This window comes from Streptomyces sp. NPDC058246, from assembly GCF_042881985.1.
GTDB lineage: Bacteria > Actinomycetota > Actinomycetes > Streptomycetales > Streptomycetaceae > Streptomyces.
The window spans coordinates 37125-54544 of sequence record NZ_JBHVWZ010000018.1; the positions used below are offsets into that span (position 1 = coordinate 37125).

At 68.5% G+C, this 17420-nt stretch carries 16 protein-coding genes and 1 tRNA gene; 9 read left to right on the forward strand and 8 right to left on the reverse strand.

Annotated features, from left to right (window positions below; all coding sequences use genetic code 11):
• Positions 1-72 precede the first annotated feature (72 nt).
• From ACFVXA_RS24905 to ACFVXA_RS24915, 3 genes are all read right to left on the reverse strand, one after another.
• Entirely contained in the window at positions 73-3336 is a 3264-nt protein-coding gene (locus ACFVXA_RS24905) for a trypsin-like peptidase domain-containing protein (protein WP_390026724.1), read from the reverse strand.
• The gene (locus ACFVXA_RS24910; protein ID WP_362028846.1) at positions 3315-3680 is read right to left on the reverse strand and encodes a CU044_2847 family protein; all 366 of its coding nucleotides are present in this window, start codon (positions 3678-3680) and stop codon (positions 3315-3317) included. The genes ACFVXA_RS24905 and ACFVXA_RS24910 overlap by 22 nt, the downstream gene beginning before the upstream one ends.
• 209 nt (positions 3681-3889) lie before the next feature.
• Positions 3890-4102: a hypothetical protein gene (locus ACFVXA_RS24915; protein WP_389471238.1), complete on the reverse strand. Its 213-nt coding sequence runs from the start codon at positions 4100-4102 to the stop codon at positions 3890-3892.
• 10 nt (positions 4103-4112) lie between these two features.
• Here ACFVXA_RS24915 and ACFVXA_RS24920 point away from each other — a divergent pair, with 10 nt between their 5' ends.
• The 5 genes from ACFVXA_RS24920 (at position 4113) to ACFVXA_RS24940 (ending at position 6596) form a co-directional block, all read left to right on the forward strand.
• Positions 4113-4442, forward strand: a complete 330-nt coding sequence (locus ACFVXA_RS24920; RefSeq protein ID WP_389938881.1) for a DUF2795 domain-containing protein — start codon at positions 4113-4115, stop codon at positions 4440-4442.
• Entirely contained in the window at positions 4351-4971 is a 621-nt protein-coding gene (locus tag ACFVXA_RS24925) for a DUF2267 domain-containing protein (protein WP_389938878.1), read from the forward strand. The genes ACFVXA_RS24920 and ACFVXA_RS24925 overlap by 92 nt, the downstream gene beginning before the upstream one ends.
• A 181-nt stretch (positions 4972-5152) precedes the next feature.
• The gene (locus ACFVXA_RS24930; RefSeq protein WP_390026726.1) at positions 5153-5563 is read left to right on the forward strand and encodes a hypothetical protein; all 411 of its coding nucleotides are present in this window, start codon (positions 5153-5155) and stop codon (positions 5561-5563) included.
• Entirely contained in the window at positions 5545-6204 is a 660-nt protein-coding gene (locus tag ACFVXA_RS24935) for a hypothetical protein (protein WP_362028833.1), read from the forward strand. Before ACFVXA_RS24930 ends, ACFVXA_RS24935 begins: the two co-directional genes overlap by 19 nt.
• Before the next feature lie 29 nt (positions 6205-6233).
• The gene (locus tag ACFVXA_RS24940; RefSeq protein WP_389938872.1) at positions 6234-6596 is read left to right on the forward strand and encodes a hypothetical protein; all 363 of its coding nucleotides are present in this window, start codon (positions 6234-6236) and stop codon (positions 6594-6596) included.
• 282 nt (positions 6597-6878) lie between these two features.
• On the opposite strand, the gene ACFVXA_RS24945 is transcribed toward ACFVXA_RS24940, so the two are convergent.
• The 4 genes from ACFVXA_RS24945 to sucC form a co-directional block, all read right to left on the reverse strand.
• A tRNA-Leu gene (locus ACFVXA_RS24945) sits at positions 6879-6963 on the reverse strand.
• Positions 6964-7353: 390 nt separating this feature from the next.
• Entirely contained in the window at positions 7354-8904 is a 1551-nt protein-coding gene (locus ACFVXA_RS24950; RefSeq protein WP_384401271.1) for an aldehyde dehydrogenase family protein, read from the reverse strand.
• A 206-nt stretch (positions 8905-9110) separates the two neighbouring features.
• Complete coding sequence (gene sucD, locus ACFVXA_RS24955; protein ID WP_390026729.1) at positions 9111-10010, reverse strand: succinate--CoA ligase subunit alpha; 900 nt, start codon at positions 10008-10010, stop codon at positions 9111-9113.
• Positions 10011-10021: 11 nt separating this feature from the next.
• Positions 10022-11152: an ADP-forming succinate--CoA ligase subunit beta gene (sucC, locus tag ACFVXA_RS24960; RefSeq protein WP_390026732.1), complete on the reverse strand. Its 1131-nt coding sequence runs from the start codon at positions 11150-11152 to the stop codon at positions 10022-10024.
• Positions 11153-11308: 156 nt separating this feature from the next.
• On the opposite strand from sucC, the gene frc reads away from it, so the two are divergent.
• The 4 genes from frc (at position 11309) to ACFVXA_RS24980 (ending at position 16027) form a co-directional block, all read left to right on the forward strand.
• A complete protein-coding gene (frc, locus tag ACFVXA_RS24965; RefSeq protein WP_390026735.1) occupies positions 11309-12538 on the forward strand; it encodes a formyl-CoA transferase in 1230 nt (409 codons plus the stop codon).
• A gap of 1 nt (position 12539) precedes the next feature.
• Positions 12540-13115: a CoA-binding protein gene (locus ACFVXA_RS24970; RefSeq protein ID WP_390026738.1), complete on the forward strand. Its 576-nt coding sequence runs from the start codon at positions 12540-12542 to the stop codon at positions 13113-13115.
• 123 nt (positions 13116-13238) lie between these two features.
• Positions 13239-14624: an OFA family MFS transporter gene (locus tag ACFVXA_RS24975; protein ID WP_383745101.1), complete on the forward strand. Its 1386-nt coding sequence runs from the start codon at positions 13239-13241 to the stop codon at positions 14622-14624.
• On the forward strand, positions 14624-16027 hold the full coding sequence (locus ACFVXA_RS24980; protein WP_362028813.1) for an OFA family MFS transporter: 1404 nt from the start codon (positions 14624-14626) through the stop codon (positions 16025-16027). The genes ACFVXA_RS24975 and ACFVXA_RS24980 overlap by 1 nt, the downstream gene beginning before the upstream one ends.
• A gap of 95 nt (positions 16028-16122) precedes the next feature.
• On the opposite strand, the gene ACFVXA_RS24985 is transcribed toward ACFVXA_RS24980, so the two are convergent.
• Positions 16123-17289 (reverse strand): sugar phosphate isomerase/epimerase family protein, encoded by a 1167-nt coding sequence (locus tag ACFVXA_RS24985; protein WP_389469847.1) that lies wholly within the window; start codon positions 17287-17289, stop codon positions 16123-16125.
• Positions 17290-17420 lie beyond the last annotated feature (131 nt).

Below are 17420 nucleotides of genomic sequence, written 5' to 3' on the forward strand. Positions count from 1 at the left end.
TCGTCACCGCGCCCCGAGCCGACCGCACAACCTCAAAGTGATCCGATCGTGGCTCTGCGGGGGCGTGAATTGTCAGGGGTTGCCGTGAGGGGCCGGTGGGACCGATGCGCTGTCGAGCGCGGACAGGAGCTCGCGGGCCCTCCACAGGTCAGGGGGGCGGGCATCTGCAGAGCGCATCAGTGAGTGGAGCACTTGTGTCGCCGACGGTTTGTCGTGCTGCGCGAGCCACTCCGCAGCTTTGATCCGTTCCACCGCCACGACACTGGGGTCTTCCGCGAGGGCGAGCAACGCAACTGTGCCCAGCCGTGGCTCAAGGTCGGCCAGCGCCGCTGCGGCCTGGCGTCGTGCCGGTGCGTGGACAGTCGTGTTGGTGGTCATCGCGTGCAGCGCCTTGCAAGCCCGGGATGAATCGTGGTCGGCCAGGAGACGGGCCGCCCGGACACGGGTGAGCCCTGGGACGGAACGGTCTGTGGCGAGCATCTCCAGCACGGCCGGGGCGTGCGGCCAGGACTGTCCCGCCAGGCGCTCGGTCAGCCATAGCCGGGTACCGCCGGCCGTCTTGTGGTCGGTAAGGAGGGCCATCAGCGCGTCATGTCCCTGCAAAGGGTCGAGGTCTGCCAGTCTGCCCGCGGCCCAGGCACGGGTGATGCGGGTGGTGCGGGGGGCGGCCGTGAGCTCGTACAGGACTTCCTTCTCGTGGGGGCCGCCCAGCGCGGCCAACTGGTCGAGGAGCCACAGCCGAACGGTGTGCGTCGGACCGTTCGTCTGCGTGAGGGCGAGGGATTTCAGCAGCCCGATCGTCCTATCCTGGTCGAGTTCCACGAGGGCGAGCAGGGCCTGTGCCAGGTGTTCGTCGTCCAGCGCGCGGCTGTCGATCAGTTGCCCCAGGGCATGCGCGCCCGCGGCGAGGTCATGGTGGGCCAGGCGCATCGCGGCCCACAGTCGGGCGTCCTGCCTGGCCGTCCGGTTCTCGGCGGCACCCTTCAGGAGCGCCGTCGCGCGTTTCGTGAGGAACGCGGGGAGGCTGATCCCGTCGCGCAGAGCGGCCATCAGCAGACCGGCGGCGGCGACGTTGTGCCGGTCGAGGGCGTCTTCGAGCGTCGGGACGAGGTCCTGACCGACGCGTTGCCAGCAGGCCAGCAGGAACACCACGAATGACTCGCTGTCCGGTTCGACACCCAGGGCAGCCAATGCCTGTCCCCGTGGTGATGAAACCGGCACTTCGGTGGCCAGATGGCACGCCGCGAGGTACTCCTCGATCGTTCGGTGGATGAAAGAGAAACCGCGTGAACCTCGCTCGACGAGCACCCCGCTCTGTCTCAGCAGCTCCCGCAACGCCTGCCGCCAGTGCAGCACATCGAGGTGGGTGGGACGCAGGGACTCGGTCAACTCCGTCGACACGTCGAGCAGCCCCGCGCTCGCGTCGGTAAGGCGTCGCGCGGCGAGTGCATCGAGAAGTGCTCTCTCCTGTTGGAGCAGTGCCTCTGCGGCCTGCTCGCCTGCGACGCCCGCCTGCCGTCGCAGGCGCTGCGGTAACTGCCGGTAGACGTCCGTCCTGCCGTACTGCTTCGCGCCCAGGAGTCCGATGAACGCTTCGTACAACTCGGAACGGGCCGAGGGCAGGACGTGTTCGGGACCGCCTGCGTAGACAGAGCAGAGCATGGTGGCGAGCAGCGGGATGCGCGTCAGATGATCAAGTTTGGTGCGGCGCAAATCGTCCATGAACTGGCGGGTCAGCGCAGCTGGTTCGGTTGATCCGAGGGACTCGAACCAGGACTCGGCGAAGGCCGGCAGCTCGTCTGTGCCGAAGGGCTGAATCTCGAAGGCGTCGATGCCCAGTTCCTCCGACTCCAGGATGGCGTCGAGTTCCCTGGATGGAAGAAACCTGCTGGCGATGACGATGCGGTAGTGCTTCTTGCCACCCCGTTCGATGAGGGCCTGCAGCACGCGGCGCCGTGTGGTCTGGTCGATGATTTCGTCCACGCCGTCGACCAGCACGAGCCAGGGGACACCCGCGATGGGGTATGTCTCGAACACTTCGGCAGGCAGGGTGACGTCGTCCCACAGCTGCAGCTCCCTGTTGGCCGCGCGGGCCAGCGCGGCCGGGAACGTCAGCTCCTCGGCCAGGACGTCCGCCGGAACGAGTACAGGGACGTGGGCGGCTGGCCGACCTGTCAGCCATGCGTCGGCAGCGAGGGTGGTCAGGCGCCGGAGCAGGCTCGACTTGCCGGCACCGGGGCCCCCGAGAACCAGGGCATGACGGGTTCCGGCGAGTGCATGCTCCGCCGGCAGGGGGCCCAGCTGAACGCCTTCGATACCCGGCCGGACGTCAGTGCTGTAAGCGGTTTGTTCCGCCTCCGCGAAGACGGACGAGACGAGCGCGTCCCCCACCCGGGGTAGGGCACGGGGGCCGGTATCCTGGGCCGGGCGTGGGGCGGGCCGGGACCGGAGATCCTCTCCGCGTTGCCGGATGCGGGGAACGCGGCCGACGTGCTGGTGCAGGTAGACCCGGGTGAGCGGCGGTATAGTACTGCCGTCCTCCGAGAGCCGCTCCCACAGCGCGGCGTAAGGGTGTTCGTCCGCCGCCTTCAAGGCGGCTTTGAGGTAGTCACGCACCAGCGGTCCTGGATGGCGCCAGCCGCCGGCGCGGATCTGGGCGTCGGTCAGCTGGTCCAGCCAAGCGGCGTTCGTGGTCACGGCCTCTCGTTGTGCCTCCGCCACCTCGGGAAAGGCGGCGAGCACAGCGGATGCAGGTATGAGGCGTGCCGCATGGTGCGCGTCGGAGTCCCCCTCGCGCGGCTCTCTGCCGCGGAGCACGCCGATGACTCCGCCTGTCCGGAGATTGAGCACGGGCGATCCACTGTGACCACCGAACACCTGGACACCGGCCACCTTGATCATGTCAGCGCCGTGTCGGTGCACGGAGTCGCCCACGGTCCGGAAGGCCAGGGCGTCGCCACCCCGGTAAGCGGTTCTCGGATAGCCCCAGCCCCACAGGGAGTCGTCCTCTCGGTACGCGCTGGCCAGACAGGCCCACGACGGACTTCGGCGGGCACCGCAGGGGCGTAGAAGGGCAAGGTCGGGGCCCGATCCGTCCTTGTGGGGGAGCGCGCGCACCACGTCTAGCGTGAGTAGCTCGTCCTGCCAGATCCCGCTGACCTGAGTGTGGTCCGGTACGACATGGGCGCAGGTCACGACGAGGCCCGGAGCGGCGAAGAAGCCGGTGCCCACCACGCTGGAGCCGCCCTCGGGCAACCCGGGGGAAGTGATCGCGACAGTCGTCTCGCGCAGTGCCCCGGTGAGGGAACGGGCGCCTAGGGCGTCGGCCTGGACCATTCCAGCGTGACTTTCAGATTCGCGGCGGCGCTGCCCTTCACAATCAACGCGGTCAACTTGCCTGACTCGACGGCCAACTGGCACCCGAACTCGACGGTCGCCCGTTGCGGAGCAGCCTGGTGGAAGGCCTGGTTCAGCTGGCCGGCGAATGTGGAAAGGGCGCTCGTGACACCCGAGAGGTCGGGGACGATACCCGCGACCTCCTCGTCCTCCAGCGCGTCCCTCTGCGGGGTGCCCCCGAGGGGAGTGGCCTGCACGAAGAGCACCGCGTCCCCCACCTCGACGCGGGTGACGGAGCTGGAGTCCTCGGCAGGTACCGGCGCGCCCGTTGGCGACAGAGACACTCTCAATTCCCCTTTGACAGTGCTCACTTGAGGTGGTGAGCAGAGCGCCATTATGCAGGACTGGCCGGTGTGTGCCGCGCCAGTTGGTGCTCTTCGTGCGTCTGCGATGGTTCCTGGGCCTTCCCTGCCTCGGCGGCTTCAGCGCGCGTGCGGATCCCGCACCGGGGTCCCCCGGCCGACGCGCTGGCGGCCGGTGCCGAAAGCGCCGGTCACTGCCCGTCCTCTTCGCCTTCCTCGGTAAAGGGGCGCACCGTGTCCAGCAGGGCCCTCAACGCACCGGTCAGCATCCCGAGCTCGGCGACGCGCTGGGCGTACGGGTCCTGCGGCTCGGCCTGCTCGGCCTGCTCCGAGGCGTTCGCCAGGATCTGCTCGGCGGCCTGAGCCGCGGCGCGCAGCGCGGCACGTTCGATATTGCCGGGCATGTGATCTCCCATGGATTCGGCTGTCGGGCACAGGATTCCCCGGAGTGCTTCGACATCGCCAGCAGCCGGTTTTGCCGGGAATGCCACAGGTAGGGCACGAGTGCGAAGTGTCCCGGGACAAAAACTGAGGAGGAGATATGTCTTCCACAAGCGTACGGACGTGCTGGACCCGCTGCAGGACGTCGACTTCCCCACGGGCAAAGATGAACTGGTCCAGGCCGCCGAGAATGCCGGAGCGCCCCGAGTAAGTGGTCAAGGCGCTTCGCGCCAATCCCCCGGACGAGTACGGCAACCGGGATGGGGTGGCCAGGTCGGTCTTCGACACCGTCCTGGCCGGTGAGGCCCTGCGCACCACGGTGCACGGGGGCGTCAAGCTGTGGGGGTCGTGGTCACCGCCGTCCGTGCGCGAGCACGGGCCGGGTCGGCGTGGCACGCTTGGAGGGGGGCCGCGCCGTTCGTCGCAACACAGCAGCGAAGGGGTACGACGCATAGATGAGAAGCAATTCGTCCGTACCGTCGCCGAGCGCACCGGACTGAGCCGGCAGGAGGCGGCGGACCTGACCTGGGCCACGCTCGAGACGCTGGCCCACCGGGTGAGCCCGGGCGAGGCCAGGAACCTGATCACCGAGCTCCCCGAGGGCCTCGCGGAGGCGGTGCGCCGGGGAACCACCGACCTCATCGAGCGCTTCGGCCACCACGACAGCGTGCGGCGCGTGGCCGAACGCACCATGCTCAAGGAGGAGGAAGCCGACCGGGGTGTGCGGACCGTACTGGCCGTGCTCCGGGAGGCGATCAGCGAGAAGGAGTTCAACGACCTGATGTCGCAGCTCGGAACGGACTTCTCCCAGGCCCTCGAATCCGCCGGGTGACCCCGGATCCTTCGGAACGCCGACCGCGCCACGGCGGAAGCGGCCCGCACGCTGCCGTGTGCGTCGTGCTGGTGGCCGACCCCGGCCTGCCGTCGGAGATCGCCCGGGCTCTCGCGCTCCCGGTTGCAACGATCATCTCCGCCGGGCAGTCCGTGCTCGGGTCAGAGGGCAGGTCGACACGATGACCGCCCCGCTCAGCCTGAGCGAGCAGGCCCACGCGGTGGTGGTGCTGGGCACGGCCCTGTTCGCGACTCTGGTCGCCGTCTCCTTCCTGCCGCTGGACGCGTCCGTCCTGGGCAAGTTCATCGGAGGGCAGGTCGGCGTCGGCGACTACCTCTTCCCGGCCTGGTTCATCACCGCCATCGCGATGATCGGCGAGGCCTTCGACACCGGCCTCGAAGGGGCCGAGAAGGTGTCCGACGCCGCCTGTGGACGACGGCAGCCTGAGCGTCCGCGGATGCTGCGCGGTCCGGCGAACTGCGGGGGTCGTAGGGCGGTCGCATGGATCCGAGCGGGAGCTGGTCGTTCGGCCGCTCCGGACGATGAAGAACACATCGCGAGCCGGGAGGAAGAATGCGGAACCGGACACTGAGCAAGATCGGCACACGGCTGTTGCGTCTGCGCCACGACTCGTCGCAGAGCTCACAGGACCGGGCGGCGCCGGCCGACTACGGACTGGACCACGGGCAGGTCGCCGAGTTCGTCGCCGGCACGCTGGACGCGGAGGGCGAGGCGGCGCTCGCCCATCAGGTGGCGCGGCTGCTGCCCTTCCACTGGACCTGGCCCAACCGGGTCGCGGAGGCGATGTCGCAGATCATGGACCACTTCGATGATCAGCGTGAGCTGATGGCCTGGCTGGATCGGCACCCCGGCCTGCCACGGCTGGTGGCACGCCTGTACGTCTTCATGGGCCTCCTCGACTGGTACAGCGCGGTGCCCGCGGTCGTGACCGCGATGCGTGAGTACCGGGAGCGGACACCGTATCCGCCGGGCCTGGAGCCCTACTTGGTGCCTGCCACCGATGACGACACACTCGCGAGCATTGCTTTCAAAGTCGAGAAACTGCTCGGCGAGGAGCGGACCCGGGAGGCCGTCGAACTGGCCCTGGCCACTGCGGCATGGCTGCAGCAGATCGCGCCGCGGGCGCTGGAACTCACTCCTGAGGTCGGCGACTTGGACGAGCTGATGGGGCAGGCTCGGCAGGATATCCGGGCGGCGGCAGCCGACATCTGAACACGACAGACGATGCGGAGGTAAACGGCATGACGGTGAAACTGAACGCGGTGGCGTTCGACCACGCAAAGAAACTGGCCGAAGAGGGCCGGATCGTCCTGGACGACCGGGACGAGTGGAGCGAGCACCAGCCTTCGGCAGCGGACGAGAATGCCTACCTCGAGGAGCACGGATTCAACGAGTACGCCCGGTGGTACTTGGGCATCGACGACGCGATGGGAAAGGAGACCAAGGGCCGGTACAAGTTCCCGTACGGCGATTTCGAGCGCGTCCACCGCTGCGGTGTGCTCTCTGCCGAGGTACGCGCCGGACAGCAGAAATACGCGGACATCGAGAACGCTGCCGCGCACCTGCACGGACTGCTGGACGGCAGGCGGCCCGGGAACCGGTGACAGCGCCGAAAAAAGTGCATCCTCACCCGGCCCCCGGCGACGGATCGTCCAGCGGCGCTAGGCGTCGTCGCCCCGCTCGCCCTCCGCCTGGGACGGCTCGCTCCGGGGGACCTCCGGGTGCTGTTGCTTGGAGACATCGCACAGCGCATCCGCACAGCCGACACCGAGAAGAAGGGCCCGCTCCACGAAGCCCTCGGCATCACAATCAGTTACGAAAACGCAAGGAGGACCACGACCGTCAGGTCGAGGCCCTCATCACCGTATCGACAGTGGTTGTGGTTGTGTCCGAGGGGGGACTTGAACCCCCACGCCCGATAAAGGGCACTAGCACCTCAAGCTAGCGCGTCTGCCATTCCGCCACCCGGACCAGGTGTCTGCCGCCTGACCGGGGGTGTTCCCGGCGGCGACATGGACAACAATACCAAGGTTTCGGAGTGCCTTTCACCTGCATATCCGCGTCGCCGGAGGGGGTGCGGAGGGCTGGGTGAGGGTGTACCGGGGGCTCACCACGGGTGATCGGCCGGCTGCGCAACGGTCATGCCTCGACCGGTGGGTCCGGCTTGAGCAGTGGACCCCGCTCGGCGCCCTGAGCCCGTCTCCGGGGCACCGAGCGGCGTCGTGGAGGCGGTCAACGGGCGGCGTCCGGTCGGACGCCGCCCGCCTCAGCGTCCGGTACGGACGCCGGCCGCCCTCACTTCACGGCAGAGAATCAGCCCTCCTGGCATGAAGGACGACTTTCATGCCAGGAGGCACCACCTCACGGCATGAGGTGGTAGTCCGGGAAGTTCCCCGGCAGCCGCTCCCCCGCCGGGCCCTGCGTCACCGCACGTACCAGCAGTTCTCCGCCCACGAACGCTCCGCTCCAGGACGCGCCGAAGCCGCCGAAGAGCTCGTCGCGGTCGCCCCGGGAGCGGGGCTTTCCGTGGCCGACCTTGAACGCGCGGATCTGCGGGGCGAGTCGGTCGTAGGTCGCCTGGTCGTCCGTGGACAGCGTGGCGACCAGCGCGCCGTTCGACGCGTTCATCGCGGCCAGCAGCTCGGCCTCGGTGTCGACCAGGACGATGGTGTCGACCGGGCCGAAGGGCTCCGCGTGGTGCAGCGGAGAGGACGGCGGCGGGTTGAGGATCGTGACGGGCTGGACGTACGCGGACGTGTCCTGGCCGGGCAGGAACCGCGCGTCGGACAGCTTGCCGCGGTGCAGCGGCACGGCGCCCCGGTCGATGGCCTCGGCGACCTGGTCGTGCAGCTCCTTGGCCTTGGCCGCGTTGATGACCGGGCCGAAGTCGAGCGTGGGGAACGGGTCGTCGGGCTGCTCGACCGCGAGCGGGTGACCGATCCGCAGGGTGCGGACGGCCGGGAGGTACGCGGCGAGGAACTCGTCGAACAGCGCCCGCTGGACGACGAAGCGCGGGTAGGCCGTGCAGCGCTGCTTGCCGTAGTCGAAGAGCTTGGGGATGACCGCGGTCAGCGCGTCCCAGTCCGTGTAGTTCCAGATGCCCCAGGTGTTGAGTCCTTCCTGTTCGAGCACGTGTCGCTTGCCGAGGTCGGCGACGGCGGTGGCCACCGCGGCGCCGGTGTCCCGGCCGCCGACGAAGGAGACGCAGCCGATCTCGGGCGCGCGGACGAGCGCCTCCGACAGCTCGCCTCCGCTGCCGCTGACGAGGGTGACGGGGATCCCTTCGCGCGCGGCGAGCGCGCTGGCCAGGGTGAGGCAGGCGACTCCGCCGTCGGTCGGGGTCTTGGCGATGACCGCGTTGCCCGCCAATGCCTGTACCAGCATGGCGTGAACGAGCACGCTCATCGGGTAGTTCCAGCTCGCGATGTTGGACACGGGTCCGTCGAGCGGAGTCCGGCCTTCCACCATGGGCTCGATGCCGTCGACGTACCAGCGCACACCGTCGATGGCGCGGTCCACGTCGGCCTGCGCGAGCCGCCAGGGCTTGCCGATCTCCCAGACGAGCAGCAGGGCGAGCAGCTCGCGGTGCTCGGTCAGCGCGTCGAGGGTCGCCGCGACGCGGGCCCGGCGCTCCTCGAGCGGCACATGGCGCCAGGCGCGGTGCTGGTCGAGTGAGGCGCGTACGGCTTGCCGGGCGGTGGTGCCGTCCAGGCGCGGCGGGCCCGCGATGGGGCTGCCGTCGACGGGGCTGGTGGCGGGCAGCGCCCGGCCGTCCGCCTGCCAGGCGGCGCCCCAGAGGTTGAGGACCCGGTCGTCGCGGAACGCCTCGGGGGCGACGGTGAGGCACCGCTGCCAGGCGTCGGTCCAGGACGTACCGGACTTCAGGGTGAGGGTGTTGGGGATGGATGCCATTCGGATTTCTCCGCTCTCGGTGCACAGACGGGGGCGGGGGTACATGGCTCAGCCGCCGGGACGGGTTGCCCGGCCGCCGTACTCACGGCGATCAAGTACGGCCATTGGTACGGACGGTGGTCGCGTACGGGGAACCGCACGGACGGTGGTCACGTACGTACGGAGGAAGGTAGTGAGGCGACACGGCTTCTGGCAGTCACCTCACGTCAACTATGAGTGACGCCACGCTCTGCTTCCAGCTGGTCCAGGACCAGGCGTGCCGTCTCGGTCGGTGTGCCGCCCACGCGCACCCCGACCGCCTCAAGGGCCTCTTTCTTCGCCTGGGCGGTGCCCGACGAGCCGGAGACGATCGCTCCGGCATGGCCCATCGTCTTGCCCTCGGGCGCGGTGAATCCCGCGATGTACCCGACGACGGGCTTGGTGACGTGCTCGCGGATGTACGCGGCCGCCCGTTCCTCGGCGTCGCCGCCGATCTCGCCGATGAGGACGATGAGCTCGGTGTCGGGATCGGCCTCGAAGGCCGCCAGGCAGTCGATGTGTGTCGTGCCGACGACCGGGTCGCCGCCGATGCCGACGCAGGTGGAGAAGCCGATGTCGCGCAGCTCGTACATGAGCTGGTACGTCAGCGTGCCGGACTTGGACACCAGGCCGATGCGTCCGGGTTTGGTGATGTCGGCGGGGATGATGCCCGCGTTCGACTGGCCGGGGCTGATCAGTCCGGGGCAGTTGGGACCGATGACCCGGGTGCCCCGGGCGGTGGCGTACGCGTGGAAGGCGACCGAGTCGTGGACGGGGATGCCTTCCGTGATCACCACGACGAGTCCGATCCCGGCGTCGGCGGCCTCCATGACGGCCGCCTTGGCGAAGGCGGGCGGCACGAAGACCACGCTCACGCCCGCGCCGGTGCTCTCCATGCCTTCGCGCACCGAGCCGAAGACGGGGATGGCGCGGTCGTCGAAGTCGACGCTGCGGCCGGCCTTGCGCGGGTTGACCCCGCCGACCACGTCGGTGCCGGCCGCGAGCATCCGCCGGGTGTGCTTCATGCCCTCGCCTCCGGTCATGCCCTGGACGAGGACTTTGGACTCCTTGGTGAGAAAGATCGCCATGTCCCGCTCCTTCAGCTTGTGTTGGCGAGCTCGGCGGCACGGCGCGCGGCGCCGTCCATGGTGGTGGCCTGTTGGACCAGGGGGTGCGCGCGATCCTCCAGGATGGCGCGACCGCGAGCGGCGTTGTTCCCGTCGAGGCGGACCACGAGGGGTTTGGTCAGCTGCACGGTCTCCAGGGCCTGCACGATGCCGTCGGCGACCGCGTCGCAGGCCGTGATGCCGCCGAAGACGTTGACGAAGACCGACTTCACGGCCGGGTCAGAGAGGATCACCGAGAGGCCGTCGGCCATGATCTGGGCCGAGGCTCCCCCGCCGATGTCGAGGAAGTTGGCGGGGCGGGCGCCGCAGCCCGCGACCACGTCCAGCGTCGACATGACCAGGCCCGCGCCGTTGCCGATGATGCCGACCTCGCCGTCCAGCTTGACGTAGTTGAGGCCCTTGGCGGCGGCAGCGGCCTCGAGCGGGTCGTCGTGGGCGGCGTCCTGCTCGCCCCAGCGCGCCTGCCGGAAGCGGGCATTGTCGTCCAGGGTGACCTTGCCGTCGAGGGCCAGGATCTGTCCCTGCGCGGTACGGACGAGGGGGTTCACCTCGACGAGGACGGCGTCCTCGCGGGTCAGTACCTCCCAAAGTCGCATCAGTACGTCGACGGTCTGCGGGGGCAACCCGGCTGCCCGGGCGATCTCTGCCGCCTTCGCCGATGTGACGCCCTCGGCCGGGTCGACGGGGATGCGCGCCACGGCCTCCGGGCGGCTCGCGGCCACTTCCTCGATCTCCATGCCGCCCTCGGCCGAGGCGATCGCGAGGAAGCGGCCGGCGGCCCGGTCGAGGACGTAACTGACGTAGAACTCGCTCTCGATGTCGACCGGTTGAGCCAACATCACGCGGTGGACAATGTGGCCCTTAATGTCCATACCGAGGATCCGGCGTGCGGTGAGCTCGGCGTCGGCCGGGTTCTCGGCGAGCTTCACCCCGCCCGCCTTGCCGCGTCCGCCCGCCTTCACCTGGGCCTTGACGACGACGTGGCCGCCGAGCCTGCGGGCCATTTCCCTGGCCTCCTGGGGCGAGTCCGTGACCTCGGCGCGCGGCACCAGGATGCCGTGTTCTTCGAAGAGTGCCCTTGCCTGGTGCTCGTACAGGTCCATCTTCGGCTCCTGTCTTAAAAGTGGCGCACGACCCCTGGACATCACCCACCGGATGCGGGATAACAATCTTCATACAGTATTCGTCGACTGTATGCAATGTGCCGTGCACCCTTCCGACCCATCCGCCAGACGACGCACAAGTGAGGTGACCTGGGCATGACCAAGGCTCTCGAAGGCATCCGCGTCCTCGACATGACGCATGTGCAGTCCGGCCCCTCGGCGACGCAGCTCCTCGCCTGGCTCGGCGCGGACGTGGTCAAGGTGGAGGCGCCGACGGGTGACATCACGCGCAAGCAGCTGCGCGACATCCCGGACGTCGACTCCCTGTACTTCACGATGCTCAACTGCAACAAGCGGAGCATCACTCTTAACACCAAGACCGAGCGCGGCAAGGGCATCCTCACCGAGCTGATCCGGCGTTCGGACGTGATGGTGGAGAACTTCGGGCCGGGCGCGGTCGACCGTATGGGCTTCACCTGGGACCGGATCCGGGAGATCAATCCTCGTATCGTCTATGCCTCCATCAAGGGGTTCGGGGACGGTCCGTACACCAACTTCAAGGCGTACGAGGTGGTCGCGCAGGCCATGGGCGGGTCGATGGCGACCACCGGCTTCGAGGACGGGCCGCCACTCGCCACCGGCGCCCAGATCGGCGACTCCGGCACGGGCATCCACGCCGTGGCGGGGATTCTCGCGGCGCTGTTCCAGCGGGAGAACACCGGGCGTGGACAGCGGGTCAACGTGGCCATGCAGCATGCCGTGCTCAACCTCTGCCGGGTGAAGTTGCGCGATCAGCAGCGCCTGGCCCATGGCAGGCTCGCCGAATATCCCAACGAGGACTTCGGCGACGAGGTTCCCCGGTCCGGGAACGCCTCCGGTGGCGGACAGCCCGGCTGGGCGGTCAGGTGCGCGCCGGGCGGACCCAACGACTACGTCTACGTCATCGTGCAGCCCGTCGGCTGGCAGCCGATCAGCGAACTCATCGGCCGGCCCGAACTCGCCGACGACCCCGAGTGGGCCACCCCCGAGGCCCGCCTGCCCAAGCTCACCAAGATGTTCCAGCTGATCGAGGAGTGGACCAGCACCCTTCCCAAATGGCAGGTACTGGAGAAGCTCAACGCCCACAACATCCCGTGCGGTCCGATCCTCTCCACCAAGGAGATCGTCGAGGACGAGTCACTGATCGCCAACGAGATGGTCGTCAAGGTGCCGCACCCCGAGCGGGGCGAGTTCCTGACCGTGGGCAACCCGCTGAAGCTCTCCGACTCCCCCGTCCACGTGACCAGCTCGCCGCTGCTCGGCGAGCACAACGAAGAGGTCTACGTCGGCGAGCTCGGCCTCGGGGACGAGGAACTGCGCCTGCTCAGGTCGAGCGGGGTGATCTGACGTGCTGACCGAGGACCTGATGCCGATCGCGCGGGTGCTTCTCGACGCCGTACCGGCCAGGGGACGGACCGCGCTCACCGCATCCGAGCGCGAGGTGCTCCCGGACCCGTACGCGATCGCCGTCCCTGCCGAGGAACCGGCGACCGGCGCCATCCGCGGCGTCGTCGACGGCGGCTTCTCCGAAGAGATCCATCCGGTGAACCCGCAGGCCGATGACATCCGGGGCCGCGAGGCGTACAAGGGTGACACGAACGATCCCGGTGAGGTGGATGTGGCGGTTCTCGCTGTCCCCGCCACGTCGATGTCCTCGGCCCTGGAGGAGGACACGCCGGCGCACGCGCGCGCGTTGCCGGCGCTGGGGACCCCCCGGGACGACAACGTCGTCATCATCGCGGGCAGCGACCCGCCGTCGACGTACGAGGCGACGATCCGGCTCGGCCCGACGGACCCGCGCGGCCACGCGCTCGTCCCCGGCCACCGGCACAGCCTCGTGCCCCGTCCGACCGAGCCCGTGGAGGCCCTCGGCGCGAAGCACCGCTGGGCGCGCGCGGTGGGCCGTGGGGAGGCGGGCCCATGACGTGAGTGAGCGCGGGGACTGCCGACGGTGCGCGTCGGCCGCCCCCTGGACCCGAGGGCGCACGAAAGGCATTTGGCAGGGGGCGCTGTCCAGATCTTTCGACGCAAGGGGTGTTTGACAAAGATGACAACCACCGACTACTCGGCTTCTGTCCCGTATCAACGGGTGACGGACGTCAACGGCCGCACGTACCGCATCGGTGAGACCGATCGGGACATCATGGGTCGACCACGCTGGACCATGGTGCTGTTCCCATGGATGGGCATGCTGGGCATCAGTTCCTCGGAGTACGCGTTCACGTCGGCCGAGGACACGCTGCACGACGCCCACCTCTGGAGCAGTGGGCACATCTTCTGGCTGATGGGTGTCTGGATCTTCTTCCAGGCGGCCGTCGCCTTCCCCGCGGGGCAGCTGCGGGAGAGCGGGAAACTGCCGGCGCGGTACGCCATGTTCCTCGGCGCGCTGGGCACGATCCTCGGCTATCTCTCGCTCGCGTTCGCGCCGCACGTGATCGTCGCGTACATCGGCTTCGGGATGTTCAGCGGCATCGGAGCCGGTCTCGTCTACGCCACGTGCGTGAACATGGTCGGCAAGTGGTATCCGGAGCGCAAGGGCGGCAAGACCGGCCTGGTCAACGGCGGTTTCGCCTACGGCTCGGTGCCCTTCGTGTTCCTGTTCACCTCGTACATGGACCTGAGTAACTACAAGGGCGTCCTGATCACGGTCGGCCTGGTCTGCTGCTCCGTCGTCGCCTTCGCCGGCTGGTTCTTCAAGGACCCGCCCAAGGGCTGGTGGCCTTCGCACGTGGACCCGCTGAAGGTGTCCGACGACCCCAAGATCCGGCGGGCGCTGGAGAAGAACCCGCCGGCGCTGAAGCAGTACACCCCGAAGGAGGCGGCCCGTACACCTGTCCTGTGGATGATGTGGTTCTGTCTGCTGTGCACGGCCGGGATCAACATCTTCGGCATCGCCTTCCAGGTCCCGTTCGGCAAGGACATGGGCTTCGCCGGCGGAATCGTGGCCACCGCCATGTCCCTGAAGGCCATCGTCAACGGCACGGGACGCGGAGTCATCGGCTGGATATCCGACCGCGCCGGACGCCGCCACACGCTGATCATCGTGTGTCTGGTGCTGGGCACCGCCCAGTTCGGGGTCCTCATCTCCGGCCAGATGGGCAGCATGCCGTTCTTCCTCTTCTGCTCCATGGTCTCCGGCTTCGGCGGCGGCGCGATCTTCCCGCTGTTCGCGGCCATGACGGCGGACTACTTCGGCGAGAACCACAACGCCTCCAACTACGGAATGGTCTACAGCTCGAAGCTGATCTCGGGGCTCGTGGGCTCCGGGATGGGCGCGGTCGTCGTCGGCGCGTGGGACTACCACGGCGCCTTCGTCCTGGCCGGATCCATCGGTCTGGCCTCCGCCGTGCTGGCGCTGTTCCTCAAATCTCCGGGCCGCCCGACGGCTCGGATCGTTCCCAACCCGCACCCTCTTGGCGAGGAGATGGCTTGATGACGGCGGAACCCATCGCCGCAAAGGACGCGTCAAGCGCGCCCGGCACCTCAAACCGCTCGTACCGGGAAGTCACCGATGCCCGGGGCCGTGTCTACCGAATAGGTGAGACGGACCGGGACATTCTTGGCCATTCACGTAAATTCATGGTGTATCTGCCGTGGGTCGCCATGATGGCCATCAGTGTCTTCGAGTACGCGTACGGCTCGGCCGAGGACACCCTGTCCCATGCGCACGGATGGACCCAGAGCAACACCTTCTGGATCCTGAGCGTCTGGGTCTTCTTCCAGGCCGGCATCGCCTTCCCGGCGGGCTGGATGCGGGAGAAGGGCATCCTCACGGCCCGCAGGGCCATGTATGTCGGTTCGGGCATGTGCCTGATCGGCTTCCTCGCCCTCTCGCACCTGAGCAACGTCCTCCTGGCCATTCTCGGCTTCGGTGTCATCGGTGGCATCGGCTCGGGCCTGGTGTACGCGACCTGCATCAACATGGTCGGCAAGTGGTTCCCCGAGCGTCGGGGCGCGAAGACCGGATTCGTCAACGGCGGATTCGCGTACGGCTCCCTGCCGTTCATCTTCATCTTCAACTACGCGTTCGACACGGCCAACTATCACCGCGTACTGGACCTCATCGGCTGCTACGTGATGATCGTGGTCCTCTCCTCCGCGTTCTTCTTCAAGGACCCGCCGAAGAACTGGTGGCCGGCGGACATCGACCCGCTGACCCACGGCAGTTCCGAGAAGGGCGCGGCCGGTCTCGACAAGAACCCTCCCGCGGTGAAGCAGTACACGCCCAAGGAGGCCATCAGGACCGGCATGCTCCCGCTGATGTGGATCGCCCTCGTCATGACCGCGGGTGTGTCGATCTTCGGCATCTCCTTCCAGGTCGACTTCGCCAAGGAGGTGGGCTTCGGCCCGCTGGTGGCGGCGTCGTCCATGGGTGTGATGGCCGTCATCAACGGCATCGGCCGAGGCGTGGTGGGCTGGCTCTCCGACACTTACGGTCGCAAGCAGACCCTGGTGTTCGTCATCGTCGTCCTGGGGCTCGCCCAGTTCGGCGTGATCTGGGCCGGTGACATCCACAGCGAGGCGCTGTTCCTGTTCTTCGCCTTCCTCTCCGGGTTCGGCGGCGGCGCGTTCTACCCGATGTTCGCGGCGCTCACCCCGGACTACTTCGGCGAGAACTACAACGCCAGCAACTACGGGCTGGTGTACAGCGGCAAGCTGATCAGCGGTCTGTTCGGCGGCGGGCTCGGCTCGATGGTGGTCGCCGCCTGGGGCTACAACGGCGCCTACGCGCTGGCCGGCGGCATCTCCATGGTGGCGGCGGCGATCACCCTGCTGCTGAAGCAGCCGGGTCGCGACGAGGTCAGCCGGGCTCCGGAGCCGCAACCCGCGACCTGACGGGTTCCCCGGCACACGAGAAGGATCAGGCGGCCCTCCCCACGTAGCGCCATGTGGGGAGGGCCGCCTGATGCGTTTCCGCGGAACCAGCGGAACTAGTGGCGCTTCTTGCGGAGGGCCGCGAGGTTGTCGTAACCGATCTTCGCGTGCTTCAGCGACTGCCCGGGGTCGGTGGCGCTCGGGGCGTTGTCCTGCTCGACCATCGGGTTGTGGTAGTTCCGGGCGCCGACGCGCGAGAAGAACGTCGTGTAGTCGATGACGCCGGTGCCGAACGGCACCATGTCGTACCCCATCCCGTTCGTGGTGTTGACCGTGCCGTCCTTGGCGTGGAACAGGGGATAGCGCTTGTTGTTGCGGGTGACCAGCCCAGCGGGATCGAACACGTTCTCCTGGGTGGAGCCGTCATGGGCCGTGTACGTGTGGAACTTGTACTGGGCCACGTGCGCCCAGAAGATGTCCATCTCCAGCCAGACCACCTTGGGGTCGGTGACCGTGAGGAAGTACTCCAGCTTGCGGATGCCGGAGCTGCGGGTCGGGTGGCCCTGGGCGTCCAGCGGACCGCCGTCGAGCAGGAAGCCGTACGCCGCGTCGTGGTTGTGCGTGTAGAGCTTGATGCCCTCGCGGCGGGCGATCTCGCCCAGCGCGTTCCACTTGTCGGCGGCCACGTCCCAGTCGGCGCGGTAGGCGCTGCCGGTGGGGTCGCCGCCGGTGCCCATGTGCGCCATGCCGAGGATGTTGGCGATCTCCAGGTGCTTCTTGAAGGTGTCCAGGTCCGACGTGCTGAGGGGCCAGGACGGCGGTATGAAACCGTGGTTGCCCTGGGCCCGCAGCCCGTACTCGTCGAGCCAGGACCGCAGCAGCTTGGCGCCCTCCACGGACTCCAGGTTCGCGCCGCCCGGGGCGTTGGCGTGCTGGCCGTATCCGGCGAACTCCACCTGCCGGTAGCCGAAGCGCGAGAGCTGCTTGAAGACCTCGCGGAATCCGGAGGGCAGATCGGTGGAGAGCGGGTCGCGGCCTGTCGCGTCACGGACGGTGTAGAGGATGATGCCGCGCTTGTTCGCGGGGACGAGGACGTCGCCGCCGTGGTCGTGGCCTCTGTCCCGGTCCTGGGCCAGAGCCAGGGCCGGTGAGGCGCCGAGGACGGGGGCGGCGATCGCCGCGGTCGCGACGGCGGTGCAGGTGCTGAGGAAACGGCGGCGGCTGACGCCGAGCGTGCGACGTAGGGCGTCGCCGGTTCCGGATTCGTCGTTGAACGCGGTCACGGTGTCTCTCTTTCGGGTCGGGCCGGGCTGGGTCAGATCAGGTCGGTTCGGGTTGGGTCGGGTCGGGTCGGGTCGGGTCGGGTCAGGGTTAGGCGGTGGCGGGTGCCGGGCGGTTTGTTGCTCGGCACCGG